The sequence below is a fragment of the Hyalangium sp. genome, assembly GCF_035629615.1.
Lineage (GTDB): Bacteria > Myxococcota > Myxococcia > Myxococcales > Myxococcaceae > Hyalangium.
Genome location: NZ_DASPHO010000312.1, coordinates 1 through 14,372, shown reverse-complemented (window position 1 = coordinate 14,372; position 14,372 = coordinate 1). Strand labels below are relative to the sequence as shown.

The window sequence follows — 14,372 nt, the reverse complement described above, 5'->3', positions numbered from 1 at the left end:
GGCATCTGGATGTCCAGCAGCACCACGTCCACGCCTCCGGCGCGCACGGCGGTGAGGACGGCCTCTCCGTCCGCGGCCTCGCCGCACAGCTCCACATCCGGGAAGGCGGCCAGCAGGCGGGACAGGCGCTTGCGGGCGAGCAGCTCGTCATCGGCGATGAGGACACGCAGGGACTGGCTCACGTGAGGACTCCCAGCAATGGGCCCGAGCGGGGCAGGGTGACGGTGACACGGGTGCGGCCCTCGGCACTCTCCAAGGAGAGCCGCGCGGCCCCACCGTAGGCCAGGGCGAGCCGGCGCTCCACCGTCGGCAGGCCCGTGCTGCCCGGCCGTGGACCTTTCGAGGCCCCCGGGTTCTCCACTGTGAAGACCAGCTCGTGCTCTCGTACGACCAGCGCCAGTGAGATGTGCCCGCGATGCCCTGCCGCCGGTCCGTGCTTCACTGCGTTCTCCGCCAGCGGCAGCAGCATGAGCGGTGGCACCGGCACCTCGCCCAACCCGGGCGCCACCTCGAACGACAGCTGGAACAGCTCCGGGTCCCGCAGCAGGTGGAGCTCGAACAGGGTGCGCAGCAGATCCAGCTCGCGCTCCATCGGCCACGTCGCGCTGCGCACCCCCGCCAGCACGCTGCGCAGCATGGCGGACAGCCGGAGCACGGCGGTCTCGGCCACGGCGCCGTCCGTGCGGCACCACTCGGCGATGGCGTTCAGTGTGTTGAAGAGGAAGTGCGGATCCAGGTGGCTTCGCAGCGCCAGGAGCTGAGCCTGCTCGGCCTCCAGCTCGAGCCGCGTGGCCCGAGCGCGCTCTTTGGCCAGCGACTCCTCGAAGTCAATGTCCCGGCCGAGGCCCCAACCGCCCACCAGGTAGAGGGCACCACAGACGGCGAGGTTCACCGGCTGGGTGAGGAAGGTGGGCCCCATGTGCAGCAGCTTCGGCAGGACGTAGCCGGAGGAGAGCACCACGCCGCTGCCCATCGCTCCGTAGAGCACCAGCCGCACGCCGCCATGGCTGAAGTCGAGGCCCTCGGGGAAGAGCACGCGGTAGGAGACGGGGGCGGCCGCCACGAAGAGCAGGCACAGCATGATGCCCAGGGGAACGGCCAGGGGATCCCGGCTGAACCGGCCTTGGGCAAACACGAGCGACGCCGCGACCAGCAGGATGGGCACCAGCCGCTTGGGAGCGACGAGGGCGCGCAGCGTCGCGCGGACGATGGAGCCTTCCGGGATTCCAATCATCGCGGAGCGAGGTGAGGCGGCAGCGGGCGCGCACCCCGGCGCTTGCCGACGAGGTTGATCCAGGTGGTGCGGAAGAGGATGCGGATGTCCACGGAGGCGCTCCAGGTTCGAGCATACTCGGCATCGAGCTGGGCCGTGAGGGCCGCCCCTCGCGCCTGGCACACCTGGGCCAGCCCGGTGATGCCCGGAGGCACCTCGAAGCGGGCGGCCAGGGGAGGGTGCGCGGCGACCAGGCGCTCCGCATCCTCGGGCGTGAGGGGACGAGGGCCCACGAGGCTCATGTCACCGATGAGGACGTTGAAGAGCTGGGGCAGCTCGTCCAGGCCGTGGTGGCGCAGCAGGTTCCCGAGCCGGGTGGGACGCCGGGCTCGCATGTCCGGCTCGCACGTCATGGTGCGCAGCTTGAGGATGCGGAACACGCGGCGCCCCTGGCCCAGACGGGGCTGGGTGAAGAACACGGGCCGGCCATCCATGATGAGCACGGCCAGGGCAAGCACCCCCACCGCCAGCCCGAAGAAGGGCATCAGCGGCAGCAGCAAGGCCAGATCCAGCAGGCGCTTGGTCTTCACGGGGAGACCTCCGCCTCGGTCAGGTCGAGCACGATGGAGCCCGCGAGCACCAACGGAAAGAGGAGGACGGCACAGAGGATCAGCAGAGGCGTCGAGATCGAGGTCATGGCTCACTCCGGGACGGCGTGATGGAGTGAGAATGATGCCGGCTGGCTCCGACGTGGCCGGCAAGAGGCCGAGCGGTCGCGGGCAGGGGGTGAGCGGTCACTGGAGACGGGCCCGGCTCACTCGCGGGCCGCGGCACCCATGAACTCCGGCAGCAGGTACTCGTCCACGGGGGGAGCCTTGTCGATCAAGCCCAACTCCACGAGCTGCTGGCCCAGCGTCTCCCAGCGCTCGCGGCTCATGACGCCCAGCCCCTTCGCTTTCGTCTCGGGGGTCTCGATGAGCGGCTCCTGCGCCTCGGCGCTCGCGGCGAAGGTCTCCGCATCCATGGTGGTGTTGAGCTTCGCCATGAGGTCGTTGGTCGCCTTGGGGTTGTCCAGGTAGGAGCGCCACCCCTCGCGCACGGCCTGGACGAAGGCGCGCACGCGCTCGGGCGAGCTCTTGAGGAGCTCTCTGCGCGTCACCACCACCGTGGCGTAGGGGTTGAAGCCCTCGTCTGCCACCTTGAAGATGACCGGGTCGGCGCCCTGCTTCCGGGCGGCGAGCGGCTCGGAGGTGAGGAAGCACTGCTGGGCGAACGCCTTGTCCGCCAGGAAGCGCGCCACTCCGCCGTCATAGGGAACGACCTTCACCTTGTCGAAGCCGTACTTCTTCTTCAGGAAGAGCGCGTAGGCCAGGCCCGGCTCCATTGCCACCGTGCCGCTGGAGAACACCTGCGCCAGCGTCGTGGCCCCTCGGGAGGCGTGGGCCATGATGGCGTGCGGCGTTGTCTGGTACACGGCGAACAGCGGCACCAGATCCACGCCTCGGGCGCGGGCGATCAGCACCGCATCCGCGCCGGTGGTGCCGAACTCCACCTGGCCCGTGGCCACCATCTGCGCCACGGGAGCCCCGGCGCCGCCTCCCAGCACCTCCACCTCCAGCCCGTGGCGGGCATAGGCTCCGCTCTCACGCGCAGCATAGAAGCCGCCGAACTGAGGCTCGGGGATCCAGTCGAGCGCCAGCTTCACCTTGGCGGGAGCTGGCTTCGCAGCGGTCGTCGTGCTCCCGGTCTGCCCTGCCGCCGCAGGCTCCGTCTTCTCCCGGGTGCAGCCCGCCCAGACTGAAACTGCGCACAGCACGCCCACCCAACACGCCTTGTTCATGTCTCCTCCCACTGACAGGTGAAAGCTCATGAGTCTCGGAGCGACGCGCCCCTGCGCTCGCCAGCGAGGTTGACCCAGGAGGTCCTGCAAGGCCGAGCATACGCGGCCAGCCCTCAAGGCGCGAAGACGAAGGAGAGCTCCAGGTCTGTGACCTGGGAAGGGCGCCACGGGAACAGCTTCTTGGAGCGCAGGGCCGCGCTCAGGCACGCGGTGAGGTTCGCGTCGCGGGGCTCGTCCTTCTGCACGTAGACCTCGGGCTTCTTGCCGCCCTGGGGGAACTGCAGGCGGACCGTCAGCGAGCCCCGGGCCTTGGCGTTGCGCGCGAGCCGAGACGTGTAGAAGGCCTGCACGGCCTCGAGGAGCGGCTTCGACTCGTTGTTGAGGAGCATGCGCTCGTCGCTCGAGAGGAAGAGCCGAAGGGACTGCGAGTCGATGCTCACGGGGGGCTTCTTCCGCGCGGGCCCCGCGGGAGGTGCGTAGGGCTTGCGGGTGTTCAGGCAGAGCTCCCCCGCCTTGGGTGGGGTGTACTCGAGCTTCGCTTCGGGACACGTCTTCTCCGGGACCAGGGGCATGAGCTCCCGCAGGCGCTGAGACAGGCGCGTCTCGCTGACGAACCGGACAGTGACGCTCTGCTCGGGAAGAGCGCACTCCGGCACCTCGGCGCAGTTCGGGAGTCTGCACTTGCTGGAGGTGTTGTCCGGGCCCTTGTAGAGCGCTGTGTCCTTCTCCAGCTTCAGGGTGGCCACCGCCCGGCGGCTGCCCGGCGTCGCCAGCTGGAGCACCTTCCGGCTCCGGCCGATGATCGCGTACTCGACGTCACTGTCCGGCGAGGCCAGATACTTCACCTTGCTGCGAGAGACCTCGAGCCGGTGCTGCCGCGCCTGATCCGCCGTGCAGATCTGCTCCCACCGGGTGACACACTCGAGGTCCTTCAGCGCCGTCTCGCTGACGAACTTCTTCGCCGACCCGGTCTTCGGTGCGGACTTCCCGGCCGCCACGCTCCCCAGCAGCAGCCCTACCCAGAGAAGTGCGAGGCGTCCGTGGCGCATCTTGTTCCCCGGGCGCGTGTCAGGCCGCCAGCGCGTCGCCCAGCGCGAAGGCGTTGCGGATGCAGTCGTTGATCCCCACGCCCTTGAACGCGTTGCCGGCCAGGTGCAACCCCGGCAGCCGCGCCAGCGCCGCGTCAATGGACGCGACCCGCCCCAGGTGCCCCACGTTGTACTGGGGAATGCCCCGAGTCCAGCGGATCACCTCCGTAAAGCTCGGGCTCGTCGTCACTCCCGCCAGCTCCTTCAGCTCCTCCCGCGCGAGCGCTACCAGCGCCTCCTCGTCCAGCTTCACCAGCTCGGGCCGCCGCGCCCCGCCCACCATGCAGGTGTAGAGGACCCGTCCGCCCTCGGCGCGGAAGGGGAACACCGTAGAGACGTGGATGGCGCCCAGCAGTCGCCGCTTCTCCAGGCCCGGCACCAGGAAGCCGAAGCCGTCCGGCGGTGGCGTGCTGCCCGGCTCGAACCCCAGGTTCACCACCGCGATAGGGGCATAGGCAATGCCCTCCACCAGCGCCGAGAGCTGCTCGTCCAGCGGCCGCACCAGCCCCGCAGTCACATACGCCGGCGTGGCCAGCACCACCTGCGAGGCGAGCAGCTCCGCCTGCCGCCCGTTCTCCGTCACTGAGACGCGCCAGCCTTCGTTGCCGCGCTGGAGCCCCTCCACCTTCGCGCCCATGTGCGCCGCCGGCCCCAGCGCCCGCGCCAGCCCGTCCACCAGCGTCTGCAGGCCCCCGTCGAAGGTGCACAGCGCGCCGCGCAGCTTCTCCGAGCCCCCCGCGCCCGCCGGGAGCGCCTTGCGCTGCGCCTTCTGCGTGCGGATGGCCCCGAGGATCAGGCTGCGGTGCTCGCGCTCCAGCTTCGTCAGCTGCGGGAAGGTGGCGCCCACGCTCAGCGCCTCCATGTCTCCCGCGTAGATGCCGGTCTGCACCGCGTCCAGCAGCACCTCCGTCGCTCCATGCCCCAGGTGCCGCCGGCCGAAGGCCCCCAGCGACTCGTCCACACCCTGGGGCGCGGGGCCCGTGAAGAGCTCCGCCACCACCCGGAGGCGCACGCCCAGCGGGAGGATGGTCGACTTCAGGAACGCCGGCGGAGATGCGGGCACCGAGCGCAGCCTCCCGCGCGTGTACACGTAGCGCGCCTTCGCCGCCGGATCCGCCGTCCTGATCCGATCCTCCACGCCCACGCTCGCCGCCAGCTCGCGCGTCGCCGGCTCCCGATCAAGGAAGCTGTTAGGTCCTATCTCCGTGATGAACCCACCACGTTGCCTCGTTTCGATACACCCGCCGAGCCTTGATCCGGCTTCCAGCAGGACCGCATCCTTGCCGCGAAACCGTAAGCGGTGGGCCAGCGCCAGGCCGGTGATACCTCCGCCGATAACAGCGATAACCGTCATTCCGTCGCTCCCTGATCAGGGAATTCTTTGCTCCGTGTAGGTGCCTCGGGTCAACACTCCCATGGGTTGAACCTACAGGCAGCGAAGGTTCTTAATAGATCCATGCGCTACGCCATCTCGGGGGCCAGTCGCGGGATTGGTCTCGAATTTGTCCGACAACTTCTCGCTCGTGGCGACACCGTTGAAGCTGGAGCTCGTGTGCCCGCGGAGGCTCGGCAGCTTGCCTCCCTGGGACGCGAAGCCGGTGCTCGCCTGCGCATTCATCCACTCGATGTGACCAACGCCACCAGTGTCCGAACCTTCGCCATCATCGTGGGCGAGGGGCCGGTGGACGTCCTCATCAACAACGCGGGGATCGGCGGGAAGTGGAACCCGCTCGTCGACACGGACTTCGACGACATGAGTGACGTGATGGAGACCAACGCCATAGGCCCCATGCGCCTGTCCGCTGCGATGCTCCCTCTGGTGCTGAGGGGGGGTACGCGCAAGATCGTCCACCTGACTTCGCGCATGGCCTCGTTCGCCGACAACACGCCCGCCGGCGTCTATGGCTTCGCGGGAGGGGCCTACAGCTACCGCATGTCCAAGGCCGCGCTGAACGCGGGGATGCGGACCATGGCCGTGGACTACCGCGAGCAGGGGCTCATCACCGCCGTCATCAACCCCGGCTGGGTGCAGACGGACCTGGGCGGCAAGATGGCGCCCACCCGCGTGGAGGAGTCCGTCCAGGGCATGCTGCGGGTGATCGACGATCTCACCCTGGCCAGCAGCGGCCGGTTCATGGACTACCTGGGCAAGGAGCTGCCCTGGTAGGTGTTGGCCTCGGTGTTGGCCTCGGGGCCGGCCGAGCGGCCGTCGCTCACGGGTAGAGGAGCTCGGTGCTCCAGCCGTTGCTGTCGCGCACGTAGAGGATGCGCTCGTGCAGCCGGCTGGGGCGGGCATGCCAGAACTCGATGCGGTCCGGGACCACCCGGAAGCCCAACCAGTGGGGAGGACGAGGCACCGGCTTGCCCTCATGCTGGCGGGTGAGGGCCTCCACCCGGGCCTCCAGCAGCTGGCGCGAGGGCAGCGGCTGGCTCTGGAGACTGGCCCACGCGCCGATCTGGCTGCCCCGCACTCGGCTCTGGAAGTACGCATCCGCTTCCTCCTGGGTGACAGTCTCCACGCGCCCTTCGATCCGCACCTGCCGCTCCAGCGGCGCCCAGTAGAAGAGGAGCGCCGCGACGGGCTGGCCTAGCAGCTCCCGCCCCTTGCGGCTCTCGAAGTTGGTGAAGAAGACGAAGCCGCGCTCATCGAAGTCCTTGAGCAGCACTACGCGCGAGGATGGGCGGCCGTCCTCACCCACCGAGGCGACGACCATGGCGTTCGGGTCCACGGGGATGGCCTTCTTGGCCTGATCGTAGAGGATGGCAAAGCGCTTGATGGGATCCTGGGGCAGTTCCATGGCACTCACCCTAACAATCTCCCCCACCGAGGGAAGACTGTCCTCGGGCACCTTCTTAAGGTTGACTCACAGGCCCCACACGGCATGGTTCGGGAAATGAAGATCCTGTTCATCGCCTCGGAGGTCGCTCCCTTCTCCAAGACGGGCGGCCTCGGGGACGTGGCCGGAGCCCTGCCTGGGGCGCTCGCCGAGCTCGGCCATGACGTCAAGGTTGTCACACCGCGCTACGCGGAGGTGCGGGATCCTCGGCTGACGCCGACGGGGCACTCGATCCACGTGCGCTTCCCCTTCGGCGAGGAGAGCGGGCCCATCCTCTCCGCCCGCATCTCTCCGCGCCACGAGGTGCTCTTCCTGGAGAACGCGCGCTTCTTCGGCCGGACCGGCCTCTACGGGGATGCGTTCGGCGAGTTCGGCGACAACCCCCTGCGCTTCGCCTACCTGAGCGTGGGGGCGCTCCAGGCGGCCCAGCGGTTGCGCTTCATCCCGGACATCATCCACCTGAACGACTGGCAGACGGGGCTGGCGGCGGTGGCGCTGCAGACCGGCTTCCAGGGCTCCCCGCTGGCGCACGCTCGCAGCGTGATGACGATCCACAACCTGGCCTACCAAGGGCAGTTCGGGAAGCACGTCATGGGGGAGCTGGGGCTGCCATGGGAGCTGTTCACCTCGCACCACGGCATCGAGTTCCACGACACGGTGAACTTCCTCAAGGGGGGGCTGACGTTCTCGGACGCCATCACCACCGTCTCTCCCACCTACGCTCGGGAGATCCAGACGCCGGAGCTGGGCAGCAACATGGACGGGCTGCTGCGACGGCACCAGGGGCGGCTCACCGGCATCCTCAACGGCATCGACACGCACGAGTGGGATCCGGCCACGGACACGCAGCTGCCGGCGCTCTACAGCGCGGAGGACATGAGCGGCAAGGCGGTCTGCAAGCGCGAGCTGCTGAAGCAGGCGGGGCTGCCGGAAGGAGACGCGCCGGTGTTCGGCGTCGTCACCCGGCTCGCGTGGCAGAAGGGAATTGATCTGCTGCTGGAGGTGCTGCCCACCGCGCTCCAGGCGGACATCCGCTTCGTGGCCGTGGGCAGCGGCGAGGGGCACTACGAGGACGGCCTGCGGGCGCTCCAGGCGCGCTTCCCGAAGCAGGTCAGCGTGTACATCGGGTTCAACAAGGCGCTGTCCCACCTGGTGGAGGCGGGGTCGGACTTCTTCCTGATGCCCAGCCGGTACGAGCCGTGTGGCCTCAACCAGATGTACTCTCTGAGGTACGGCACGGTGCCCATTGTCCGGGCCACGGGAGGGCTGGTGGACACGGTGGAGGGAGGCCTGGAGGGCAACGGCATCCTCTTCGAGGCCTTCCACCCCGCGGCGCTCCTGGCGGCCATGCGCCGGGGGCTGGCGCTCTACGCGGATCCCCAGCGCCTGGAGGGGTTCCGCCTCCGGGGGATGCGGCGGGATTTCTCCTGGACGGGCTCGGCGCGCAGGTATGAAAGTCTCTTCTCTTCCCTGCTCAAGGAATAGTAGGGCGGGGTCAGGCACGGTAGGCTCAAGATCGTGGCGGAAGCGTCGGAGCTGGGAGGGTATGAAGTCGTGGGCCGCCTGGCGGTAGGCGGGATGGCCGAGGTGTACCAGGCCCGCGCCAAGCCCACGACGCAGCGCTCCCCCGGCGAGCCCGAGGAAGTCGTCCTCAAGCGGCTCCACCCCTCGTTCCGGGGGGACGCCGCCTACGTGAAGGCCTTCGTGGACGAGGCGAAGCTCACCGTGCGCCTGCGCCACCCCAACATCGTCCGGACGTTCCGCCTCTTCAAGGCGGGCCAGGACTACCTGATGGTGCAGGAGCTGGTGAGCGGCCGGACGCTGGGGTTCATGCAGGGCCTGCTCCGGCAGGTGGGGACGGCGATGCCGCCCGAGGCCTCCTGCTACATCGTCTGGTGCGTCCTCAAGGCGCTGGACTACCTCCACCGCGCGAAGGTGGGGGAGAACGGCGCCAACATCATCCACCGGGACGTCAACCCCAACAACATCCTCCTCAGCGTGCAGGGGGACGTGAAGCTCACGGACTTCGGCGTGGCCGAGGTGGAGGGGATGATGCAGGGCGAGGCGGGGGCACTGCGCGGCACCATGGCCTACATGAGCCCGGAGCAGGTGCTGGGGCAGCCAGTGGACACGCGCACGGACCTGTACGCGGTGGGGATCATGCTCTGGGAGCTGTTCGCCAACAGGCGCCTGTACGGGCAGGAGACGGGCGAGGCGGAGCTGGCGATCAAAGTGAGGGACGCGCGGGTGCCGCTGCTGTCCTCCCTCAAGCTGGACCTGCCGGATCATGTCACCCAGGTGGTCCGCAAGGCCCTCTTCGCGGACAGGGCGCGCCGGTTCCAGACGGCCGCGGAGTTCATCAAGGCGCTGGAGACGCTGGCCCAGCGCTCCGGCTGGCCGCTCACGGTGGAAGCGCTGCGGCCTCTGTTGGGCGGGTGATGCGCGCGCTGGGGGCGGTCCTGGGCTTGCTGCTGCTCGCGGGGTGCCGCGGGGTGCCCTGGCGGCCGGAGGCTTTTGATGCGGCCGTGCGGGTGGAGGCGCTGGATCTGCGCTTCGCCCCGGATGGCTCGGGCCTGCTCACGCTGAAGCTGGAGGTGCGCAACCCCTCCTCGGACCTCGCCCTGCTCACTGGGGTGGACTTCGATCTGGCGGTGGATGGGCGGCGGCTGGCCGTGGGCCTGCAGCAGGTGGAGGTGCCGCTGGGAGACGATGGGCGGGCGCAGGAGGTGGAGGTGTCCTTCCCGCTCGTCAGCCAGGGCTCCGAAGGGAGCGTGTCCCACCTCTCTCATCAGGTGCGGCTGAGCGGCGGGGTGTTGCTGCGATACGGGCCGAGGACGGAGCGACGGGCGACCTTCCGGGTGGAGCGGTCCATGCAACTGCCCTGGCTGCCGCCTCCCGAGCCCGTGCTGAAGTGAGGACTTGGCTCAGGTTTTGGCGTGGGGCGACAAAGGTTCTGGATGCGGCTGACATGAGCGTTATGCGACCCCTGGCTGGAGGTGCCCGATGAGCTTGCGAGAGTGGGGCACGCTGTTCCTGGTGTTGCTGACGGCTTGCTCCGGGGCGCCGCGCGTGGCGTACTCGGAGGGGGACTCATACGAAGCAGCGCTGGCTGCCGCGCGCTACGAACTGCGCGTGCTCACCCCGGACACTGGCCAGCCAATGCCGGTGGTGGTACCCAAGGAGCACTTCCAGCGGGCTATGCGAGCGCTGGCCTCGGAGATTCCCCTCTCCACCTTTGACGCTCTCGAGAATTGACCCGGGTAGCCTGAGGGGCTCGCCGGCTAGGCGGCCGCCTGGGGGGCGGCCTCACTCTGCTGCTTCAGCCAGGAGGCCATCTGCTCCCAGAGCGAGTCGCGGAAGCGGTCCTTCGTCCAGAGGAAGTGGCCGAGGGCGCGGACGCCCACGTCCGCGGGAGCCACGTGGCGGTGTTCCTTCGGCGCGTTGCGGTAGAAGCCGAGCAGCGCCTCCACCGCGGCGCGAGGGGCGAACGGGTCGCCCTCGAAGCTGTAGCCCAGCACCGGCCTGTCGAAGGTGTCGAAGTGAGGGCGCAGCGGCTGCCCCTGCTCGTCGACGATGAAGTCCGGGTGGCGGCACCAGCGTGCCCACTCGCGAGCCACGCCCCCGGGCAGGTTCTCCCCGAAGCCAATGCGCTTGGCGGGGAAGTAGCCCAGCAGCCCCGATGCCGCGGGCATGGCCACGTTCCACAGGAAGGCCAGCGCGTACCGCCGTGGCCCGGACCAGTGCCTCCAGTAGCCGCTCTGTGCCCCCACCGCCAGCATCGCTGAGATGCGGCGGTTGCGGTCCGTGAGCCCCACTATCTGTCCACCCACGCTGTGCCCCACCACCAGCAGCCGGTGCCCGGGGAAGCGCCCCTCCACCCAGTCCACCACCCCCGCCAGGTCCTTCGTCCCCCACTCCTGCATGCTCGCCTTCAGCTCGCGCAGTGGGCCGGCCAGGGACTCGCCGATGCCACGATAGTCGTAGGTGAGCACGTTCAGCCCCTGGGCTGCCAGGTACTGGGCGAACTTGTCGTACACGGCCCGCTTCACCCCCGTCGCCGAGTTGATGAGCACCACCGGCCGGCGCTCCTCCTCGCCCTCGGGGCGGTAGAGCGTCGCCGCCAGACGGAACCCGTCCGTCGCTGGTACGCTCAGCGTCTCCTTGACTGTGTCCATCGTCCTGTTCTCCCAGGGGCCCTTGGGCTAGCCCTCTTTCAGCCCGTAGAAGCGCATGCAGTTGTCCCAGAGGATACTTTGCCGGGCGCTCTCGGGCAGATCAATGTCCAGGAAGCTCGACACCGCCTTGGGGTAGCGAGAGTCCGGGTGCGGCCAGTCCGTGGAGAAGGCGATGTTGTCCGCCCCCATGTGGTCCACCACGTGCTTGACGAACTCCTCGTCCGCCTCCGCCGTAACGAGGCACTGGCGCTTGAAGTAGGTGCTCGGGCGCTCAGGCAGCTCCTGGTGGGTGACGCCGAGCTGGATTTCCCAGTGCTCGTCCATGCGGTGCAGCAGCCACGGCACCCAACTGCAGTTGCCCTCGAAGAAGCCCACGCGGAGCGCCGGGTGGCGGGCCAGCACGCCTCCACCGCAGAAGGCCATCGTCGCGTACATCATCTCCATCGAGTGGCACGCCACATGGCGCAGGAAGATGTTGCTGCCGAAGCGCTGTCCCGCCTGCGGCTGGTGCACGCCCACGCCCTCGTGGAACACCACGGGGACATTCAGCTCGGTGCACGTCTTCCAGAGCGGCTCGTAGGCGGCATCGTACCACTGCCGGCCCTCCACGGGGTTGGGGCGCAAGAAGAGGGCCTTGAAGCCCAACTCCTTGACGGCGCGGTGCGCCTCCTGGATGGCCCCCTCCACCGAGTGCGGCGCCAGCATGGCCGCGCCGTACAGGCGGCCCGGGTGCCCCTTCACCAGGTCATACAACCAGTTGTTGTACGCGCGCGCCACCGCGTTGGCGAAGTCCGGCTCCAGCCCGTCCACTCCCATCACCAGCAACCCCGAGGTGGGGAAGACGACCGTCTTCTCCACTCCCTCCCGGTCCATCGCCTCGATGATCGTCTCCGAGGACCAGCCCCGGCGCGACGCATCCGCGAAGCGCGCCTGCTGGTGCGCCTCCAGCACCTTCGCCTCGGGCCGGTTCTCGATGGCCTGGCGCAGCGCGGTCCGCATCTGCGGCGCCGGTAGCACCGCCGGCAGCGGCTTGCCGTCCGGCATTCGCGGCGAGAACCACGGCATCACCCGCTGCTCCACCTCCATGTAGACGACGGCGTTGCGAAACGCGAACTCCGACGTCTTCGGCGCCCGCTCACGGTACTTCGGCTCGATGTACCTGTCCCACAGGTCCGTCGGCTCGACGCAGTGGATGTCGCTGTCGAAGACCCTTCTGGTTCCGGTCCTTGCCATGACTGCTCCTGCCAGATGTAGGGGGAGGTGTCCGTGGGATGGGGTGCACCCCGACCGTAGCACCGCCCACTACCCAGAAAAAGCAGGAAGATGCACAAGTGACTTCTTGCGATAATGTTGGGAATACCGCACCAATCCACTCCTCCAATAACTCCCCCAAGAGTTCCACTCCCAGACAACCATGGCCCTGGCACGCGAAGTCTTCCTGCGCATCCTCAACCACCACGTCACCGACGCGACCGTCCGGTTGCTCTCAGGGGGCCAGACCTTCCTGGCGGGCGTGGCGGGAGGCACCCCGACCGTCACCCTGCGCATCCAAGACGAGCGCTTCTTCGCGAGGGTGTTGAGCCAGGGGAACCTGGGCATGGGCGAGGCGTACATGGACGGGGACTTCAGCGTGGAGGAGGGCACGCTGCACGAGCTGCTGGCCATCCTGCTGCGCAACCGCCTCGACCGGAAGGTGCGGGGGGATCTGCGCACGGCGCTGCAGGTGGTGCGGGTGCAGGCGGTCAACCTGCTGGCGAGCCGACAGTGGCGCTTCGTGCAGCACCACTATGACCTGGGGGATGACCTGTTCGAGTCCTTCCTGGACGAGACGATGACGTACTCGTGCGGCTACGAGCAGACGCCGGGGGACACGCTGGAGCAGCTCCAGCAGAACAAGCTGCACCGCATCTGCCGCAAGCTGGAGATGAAGCAGGGGGACCACGTCCTGGACATTGGCTGTGGCTTCGGCGGGCTGCTCTTGCACGCGGCGCGGCACTACGGGGTGACGGGGGTGGGCATCACCAACAGCCGGCGCCACTGCGAGCGCGGCAACGAGAACATCGCCCGGCAGGGGCTGTCGTCTCGCATCCGCCTGGAGCTGCGCGACCACACGACGCTGCGGGGGCGCTTCGACAAGATTGTCAGCGTGGGGATGATGGAGCACCTGCCGCGCAAGGAGTACTCGCGCTACTTCACCCTCATCTCCCGCGCGCTGGCGCCTCAGGGGCTGGGGTTGGTGCACGCCGTGGGGGCCAACGCCCCGACGAATGACCATGATCCCTTCATCCAGAAATACATCTTCCCGGGCTCGGGGCAGGTGAAGCTGTCGGAGATGGCGACCCACCTGGAGCAGCAGCAGCTGGCCATCCGGGACGTGGAGAACATCATCCGCCACTACTACCCCACGGCGAAGCACTGGCTGACGCGCTTCCTGCAAAACCAGGGGCGGCTGGAGCCGACGCGCTATGATAAGACGTTCATGCGCATGTGGGAGTACTACCTGCAGTGCTGCGTGGCCGCGGCCGTGGCGTCGGACGCGGCTGTGTACCAGGTGTTGTTCACGAAGGACTACACAGCGCCAATGCCAATGCATCGCGTATGATGGAACTGACTGGGAGGCCACGAAGTGCATGCATTGTCTGTCTTGAACAAGGAGTTCGTCGCCCGAGGCTGGAACCGCAAGCCGACGGGGCGCATCCTGCTGGAGCTGGCGTTCCACCTGACGCTGTCTCTGGGAGGCATCATCCTCATCGTCCTGAATGAGAGCTGGGCGATGAAGGGGTTGGGGATGCTCATCTCCACGACGGGTTCGCTCGGCGTGGCCACGAACACCCACACCTCCTCGCACTACACGACGAGCGACAAGCGCTGGGTGAACCGGGCGCTCACCTACTTCGGCTATCCATTCTACTTCGGGGCGTCGGCCAGCTACTGGTGGAACAAACACGTGGCGGTGCACCACCCCACGCCCAACGTCATCGGCTTCGATGACGACTCGGACCTGATGCCCTTCTTCGCCATCACCGAGCCGGATGTGGCGCAGGCCCGGGGGGCATGGCGCTTGTGGTACAAGGTGCAGTGGCTGTTCGTGGTGCCCATGACCGCGCTCAACTGCTTCAACCTGCAGTTCACGAGCTGGCGCTACTTGGCGCGCTGTCTGATGGACTCGTCGCGCCGCACGGCCTCGCACTGGTTTGATCTGCTCACCCTGGTGATGCA

Annotated in this window: 16 protein-coding genes; 7 read left to right on the top strand and 9 right to left on the bottom strand. The window is 68.3% G+C overall.

The features are described from left to right. The 6 genes from VD972_RS15900 to hemG form a co-directional block, all read right to left on the bottom strand. Positions 1–182 (bottom strand): LytR/AlgR family response regulator transcription factor (locus VD972_RS15900; RefSeq protein WP_324987753.1); only part of this gene is annotated, 182 nt, incomplete at its 3' end. Next, positions 179–1,234 carry a sensor histidine kinase gene (locus VD972_RS15895; RefSeq protein WP_324987750.1) on the bottom strand — a complete coding sequence of 352 codons (1,056 nt, stop codon included), beginning with the start codon at positions 1,232–1,234 and terminating at the stop codon, positions 179–181. The genes VD972_RS15900 and VD972_RS15895, both read right to left, overlap by 4 nt. Beyond that, positions 1,231–1,803 carry a sugar transferase gene (locus VD972_RS15890; protein ID WP_324987747.1) on the bottom strand — a complete coding sequence of 191 codons (573 nt, stop codon included), beginning with the start codon at positions 1,801–1,803 and terminating at the stop codon, positions 1,231–1,233. The genes VD972_RS15895 and VD972_RS15890 overlap by 4 nt, the downstream gene beginning before the upstream one ends. A gap of 224 nt (positions 1,804–2,027) precedes the next feature. Next, entirely contained in the window at positions 2,028–3,053 is a 1,026-nt protein-coding gene (locus VD972_RS15885) for an ABC transporter substrate-binding protein (protein WP_324987744.1), read from the bottom strand. A gap of 113 nt (positions 3,054–3,166) precedes the next feature. Beyond that, entirely contained in the window at positions 3,167–4,102 is a 936-nt protein-coding gene (locus tag VD972_RS15880) for a hypothetical protein (RefSeq protein ID WP_324987741.1), read from the bottom strand. A gap of 19 nt (positions 4,103–4,121) precedes the next feature. After that, positions 4,122–5,495 carry a protoporphyrinogen oxidase gene (hemG, locus tag VD972_RS15875; protein ID WP_324987738.1) on the bottom strand — a complete coding sequence of 458 codons (1,374 nt, stop codon included), beginning with the start codon at positions 5,493–5,495 and terminating at the stop codon, positions 4,122–4,124. 102 nt (positions 5,496–5,597) lie between these two features. On the opposite strand from hemG, the gene VD972_RS15870 reads away from it, so the two are divergent. Next, positions 5,598–6,308, top strand: a complete 711-nt coding sequence (locus VD972_RS15870) for an SDR family oxidoreductase (protein WP_324987736.1) — start codon at positions 5,598–5,600, stop codon at positions 6,306–6,308. Between the two features lie 46 nt (positions 6,309–6,354). Here VD972_RS15870 and pdxH read toward each other — a convergent pair whose 3' ends face one another. Then, positions 6,355–6,939: a pyridoxamine 5'-phosphate oxidase gene (gene pdxH, locus VD972_RS15865; RefSeq protein WP_324987733.1), complete on the bottom strand. Its 585-nt coding sequence runs from the start codon at positions 6,937–6,939 to the stop codon at positions 6,355–6,357. Positions 6,940–7,035: 96 nt separating this feature from the next. Between pdxH and glgA the strand changes: the two genes are divergently transcribed. The 4 genes from glgA to VD972_RS15845 all read left to right on the top strand — a co-directional run bounded on the left by glgA (position 7,036) and on the right by VD972_RS15845 (position 10,233). Continuing rightward, positions 7,036–8,463 carry a glycogen synthase GlgA gene (glgA, locus tag VD972_RS15860; RefSeq protein WP_324987730.1) on the top strand — a complete coding sequence of 476 codons (1,428 nt, stop codon included), beginning with the start codon at positions 7,036–7,038 and terminating at the stop codon, positions 8,461–8,463. A gap of 33 nt (positions 8,464–8,496) precedes the next feature. Further along, a complete protein-coding gene (locus tag VD972_RS15855) occupies positions 8,497–9,417 on the top strand; it encodes a serine/threonine-protein kinase (RefSeq protein WP_324987727.1) in 921 nt (306 codons plus the stop codon). Continuing rightward, positions 9,417–9,893, top strand: a complete 477-nt coding sequence (locus tag VD972_RS15850) for a hypothetical protein (protein ID WP_324987724.1) — start codon at positions 9,417–9,419, stop codon at positions 9,891–9,893. Before VD972_RS15855 ends, VD972_RS15850 begins: the two co-directional genes overlap by 1 nt. 88 nt (positions 9,894–9,981) lie before the next feature. Then, positions 9,982–10,233: a hypothetical protein gene (locus tag VD972_RS15845; RefSeq protein ID WP_324987721.1), complete on the top strand. Its 252-nt coding sequence runs from the start codon at positions 9,982–9,984 to the stop codon at positions 10,231–10,233. 26 nt (positions 10,234–10,259) lie between these two features. Here the strand turns inward: VD972_RS15845 and VD972_RS15840 are convergent, their stop codons facing one another. Then, positions 10,260–11,153 carry an alpha/beta fold hydrolase gene (locus VD972_RS15840; protein ID WP_324987718.1) on the bottom strand — a complete coding sequence of 298 codons (894 nt, stop codon included), beginning with the start codon at positions 11,151–11,153 and terminating at the stop codon, positions 10,260–10,262. A gap of 27 nt (positions 11,154–11,180) precedes the next feature. Continuing rightward, positions 11,181–12,386, bottom strand: a complete 1,206-nt coding sequence (locus tag VD972_RS15835) for an amidohydrolase family protein (RefSeq protein ID WP_324987715.1) — start codon at positions 12,384–12,386, stop codon at positions 11,181–11,183. Positions 12,387–12,567: 181 nt separating this feature from the next. Between VD972_RS15835 and VD972_RS15830 the strand changes: the two genes are divergently transcribed. Together VD972_RS15830 and VD972_RS15825 are read left to right on the top strand one after the other, a co-directional pair. Continuing rightward, positions 12,568–13,755, top strand: a complete 1,188-nt coding sequence (locus VD972_RS15830; protein WP_324987712.1) for a class I SAM-dependent methyltransferase — start codon at positions 12,568–12,570, stop codon at positions 13,753–13,755. 24 nt (positions 13,756–13,779) lie between these two features. Continuing rightward, positions 13,780–14,372, top strand: a 593-nt coding sequence (locus VD972_RS15825; protein WP_324987708.1) for a fatty acid desaturase, incomplete at its 3' end; no start/stop codon positions are given.

Excerpts from the sequence above, each read along its gene's own strand:
- hemG (WP_324987738.1), bottom strand. The coding sequence starts at position 5,495 with ATGACGGTTATCGCTGTTATCGGCGGAGGTATCACCGGCCTGGCGCTG.
- VD972_RS15835 (WP_324987715.1), bottom strand. The coding sequence starts at position 12,386 with ATGGCAAGGACCGGAACCAGAAGGGTCTTCGACAGCGACATCCACTGC.
- glgA (WP_324987730.1), top strand. The coding sequence starts at position 7,036 with ATGAAGATCCTGTTCATCGCCTCGGAGGTCGCTCCCTTCTCCAAGACG.
- VD972_RS15895 (WP_324987750.1), bottom strand. The coding sequence starts at position 1,234 with ATGATTGGAATCCCGGAAGGCTCCATCGTCCGCGCGACGCTGCGCGCC.
- VD972_RS15830 (WP_324987712.1), top strand. The coding sequence starts at position 12,568 with ATGGCCCTGGCACGCGAAGTCTTCCTGCGCATCCTCAACCACCACGTC.
- VD972_RS15840 (WP_324987718.1), bottom strand. The coding sequence starts at position 11,153 with ATGGACACAGTCAAGGAGACGCTGAGCGTACCAGCGACGGACGGGTTC.
- pdxH (WP_324987733.1), bottom strand. The coding sequence starts at position 6,939 with ATGGAACTGCCCCAGGATCCCATCAAGCGCTTTGCCATCCTCTACGAT.
- VD972_RS15845 (WP_324987721.1), top strand. The coding sequence starts at position 9,982 with ATGAGCTTGCGAGAGTGGGGCACGCTGTTCCTGGTGTTGCTGACGGCT.
- VD972_RS15885 (WP_324987744.1), bottom strand. The coding sequence starts at position 3,053 with ATGAACAAGGCGTGTTGGGTGGGCGTGCTGTGCGCAGTTTCAGTCTGG.
- VD972_RS15850 (WP_324987724.1), top strand. The coding sequence starts at position 9,417 with ATGCGCGCGCTGGGGGCGGTCCTGGGCTTGCTGCTGCTCGCGGGGTGC.
- VD972_RS15870 (WP_324987736.1), top strand. The coding sequence starts at position 5,598 with ATGCGCTACGCCATCTCGGGGGCCAGTCGCGGGATTGGTCTCGAATTT.
- VD972_RS15880 (WP_324987741.1), bottom strand. The coding sequence starts at position 4,102 with ATGCGCCACGGACGCCTCGCACTTCTCTGGGTAGGGCTGCTGCTGGGG.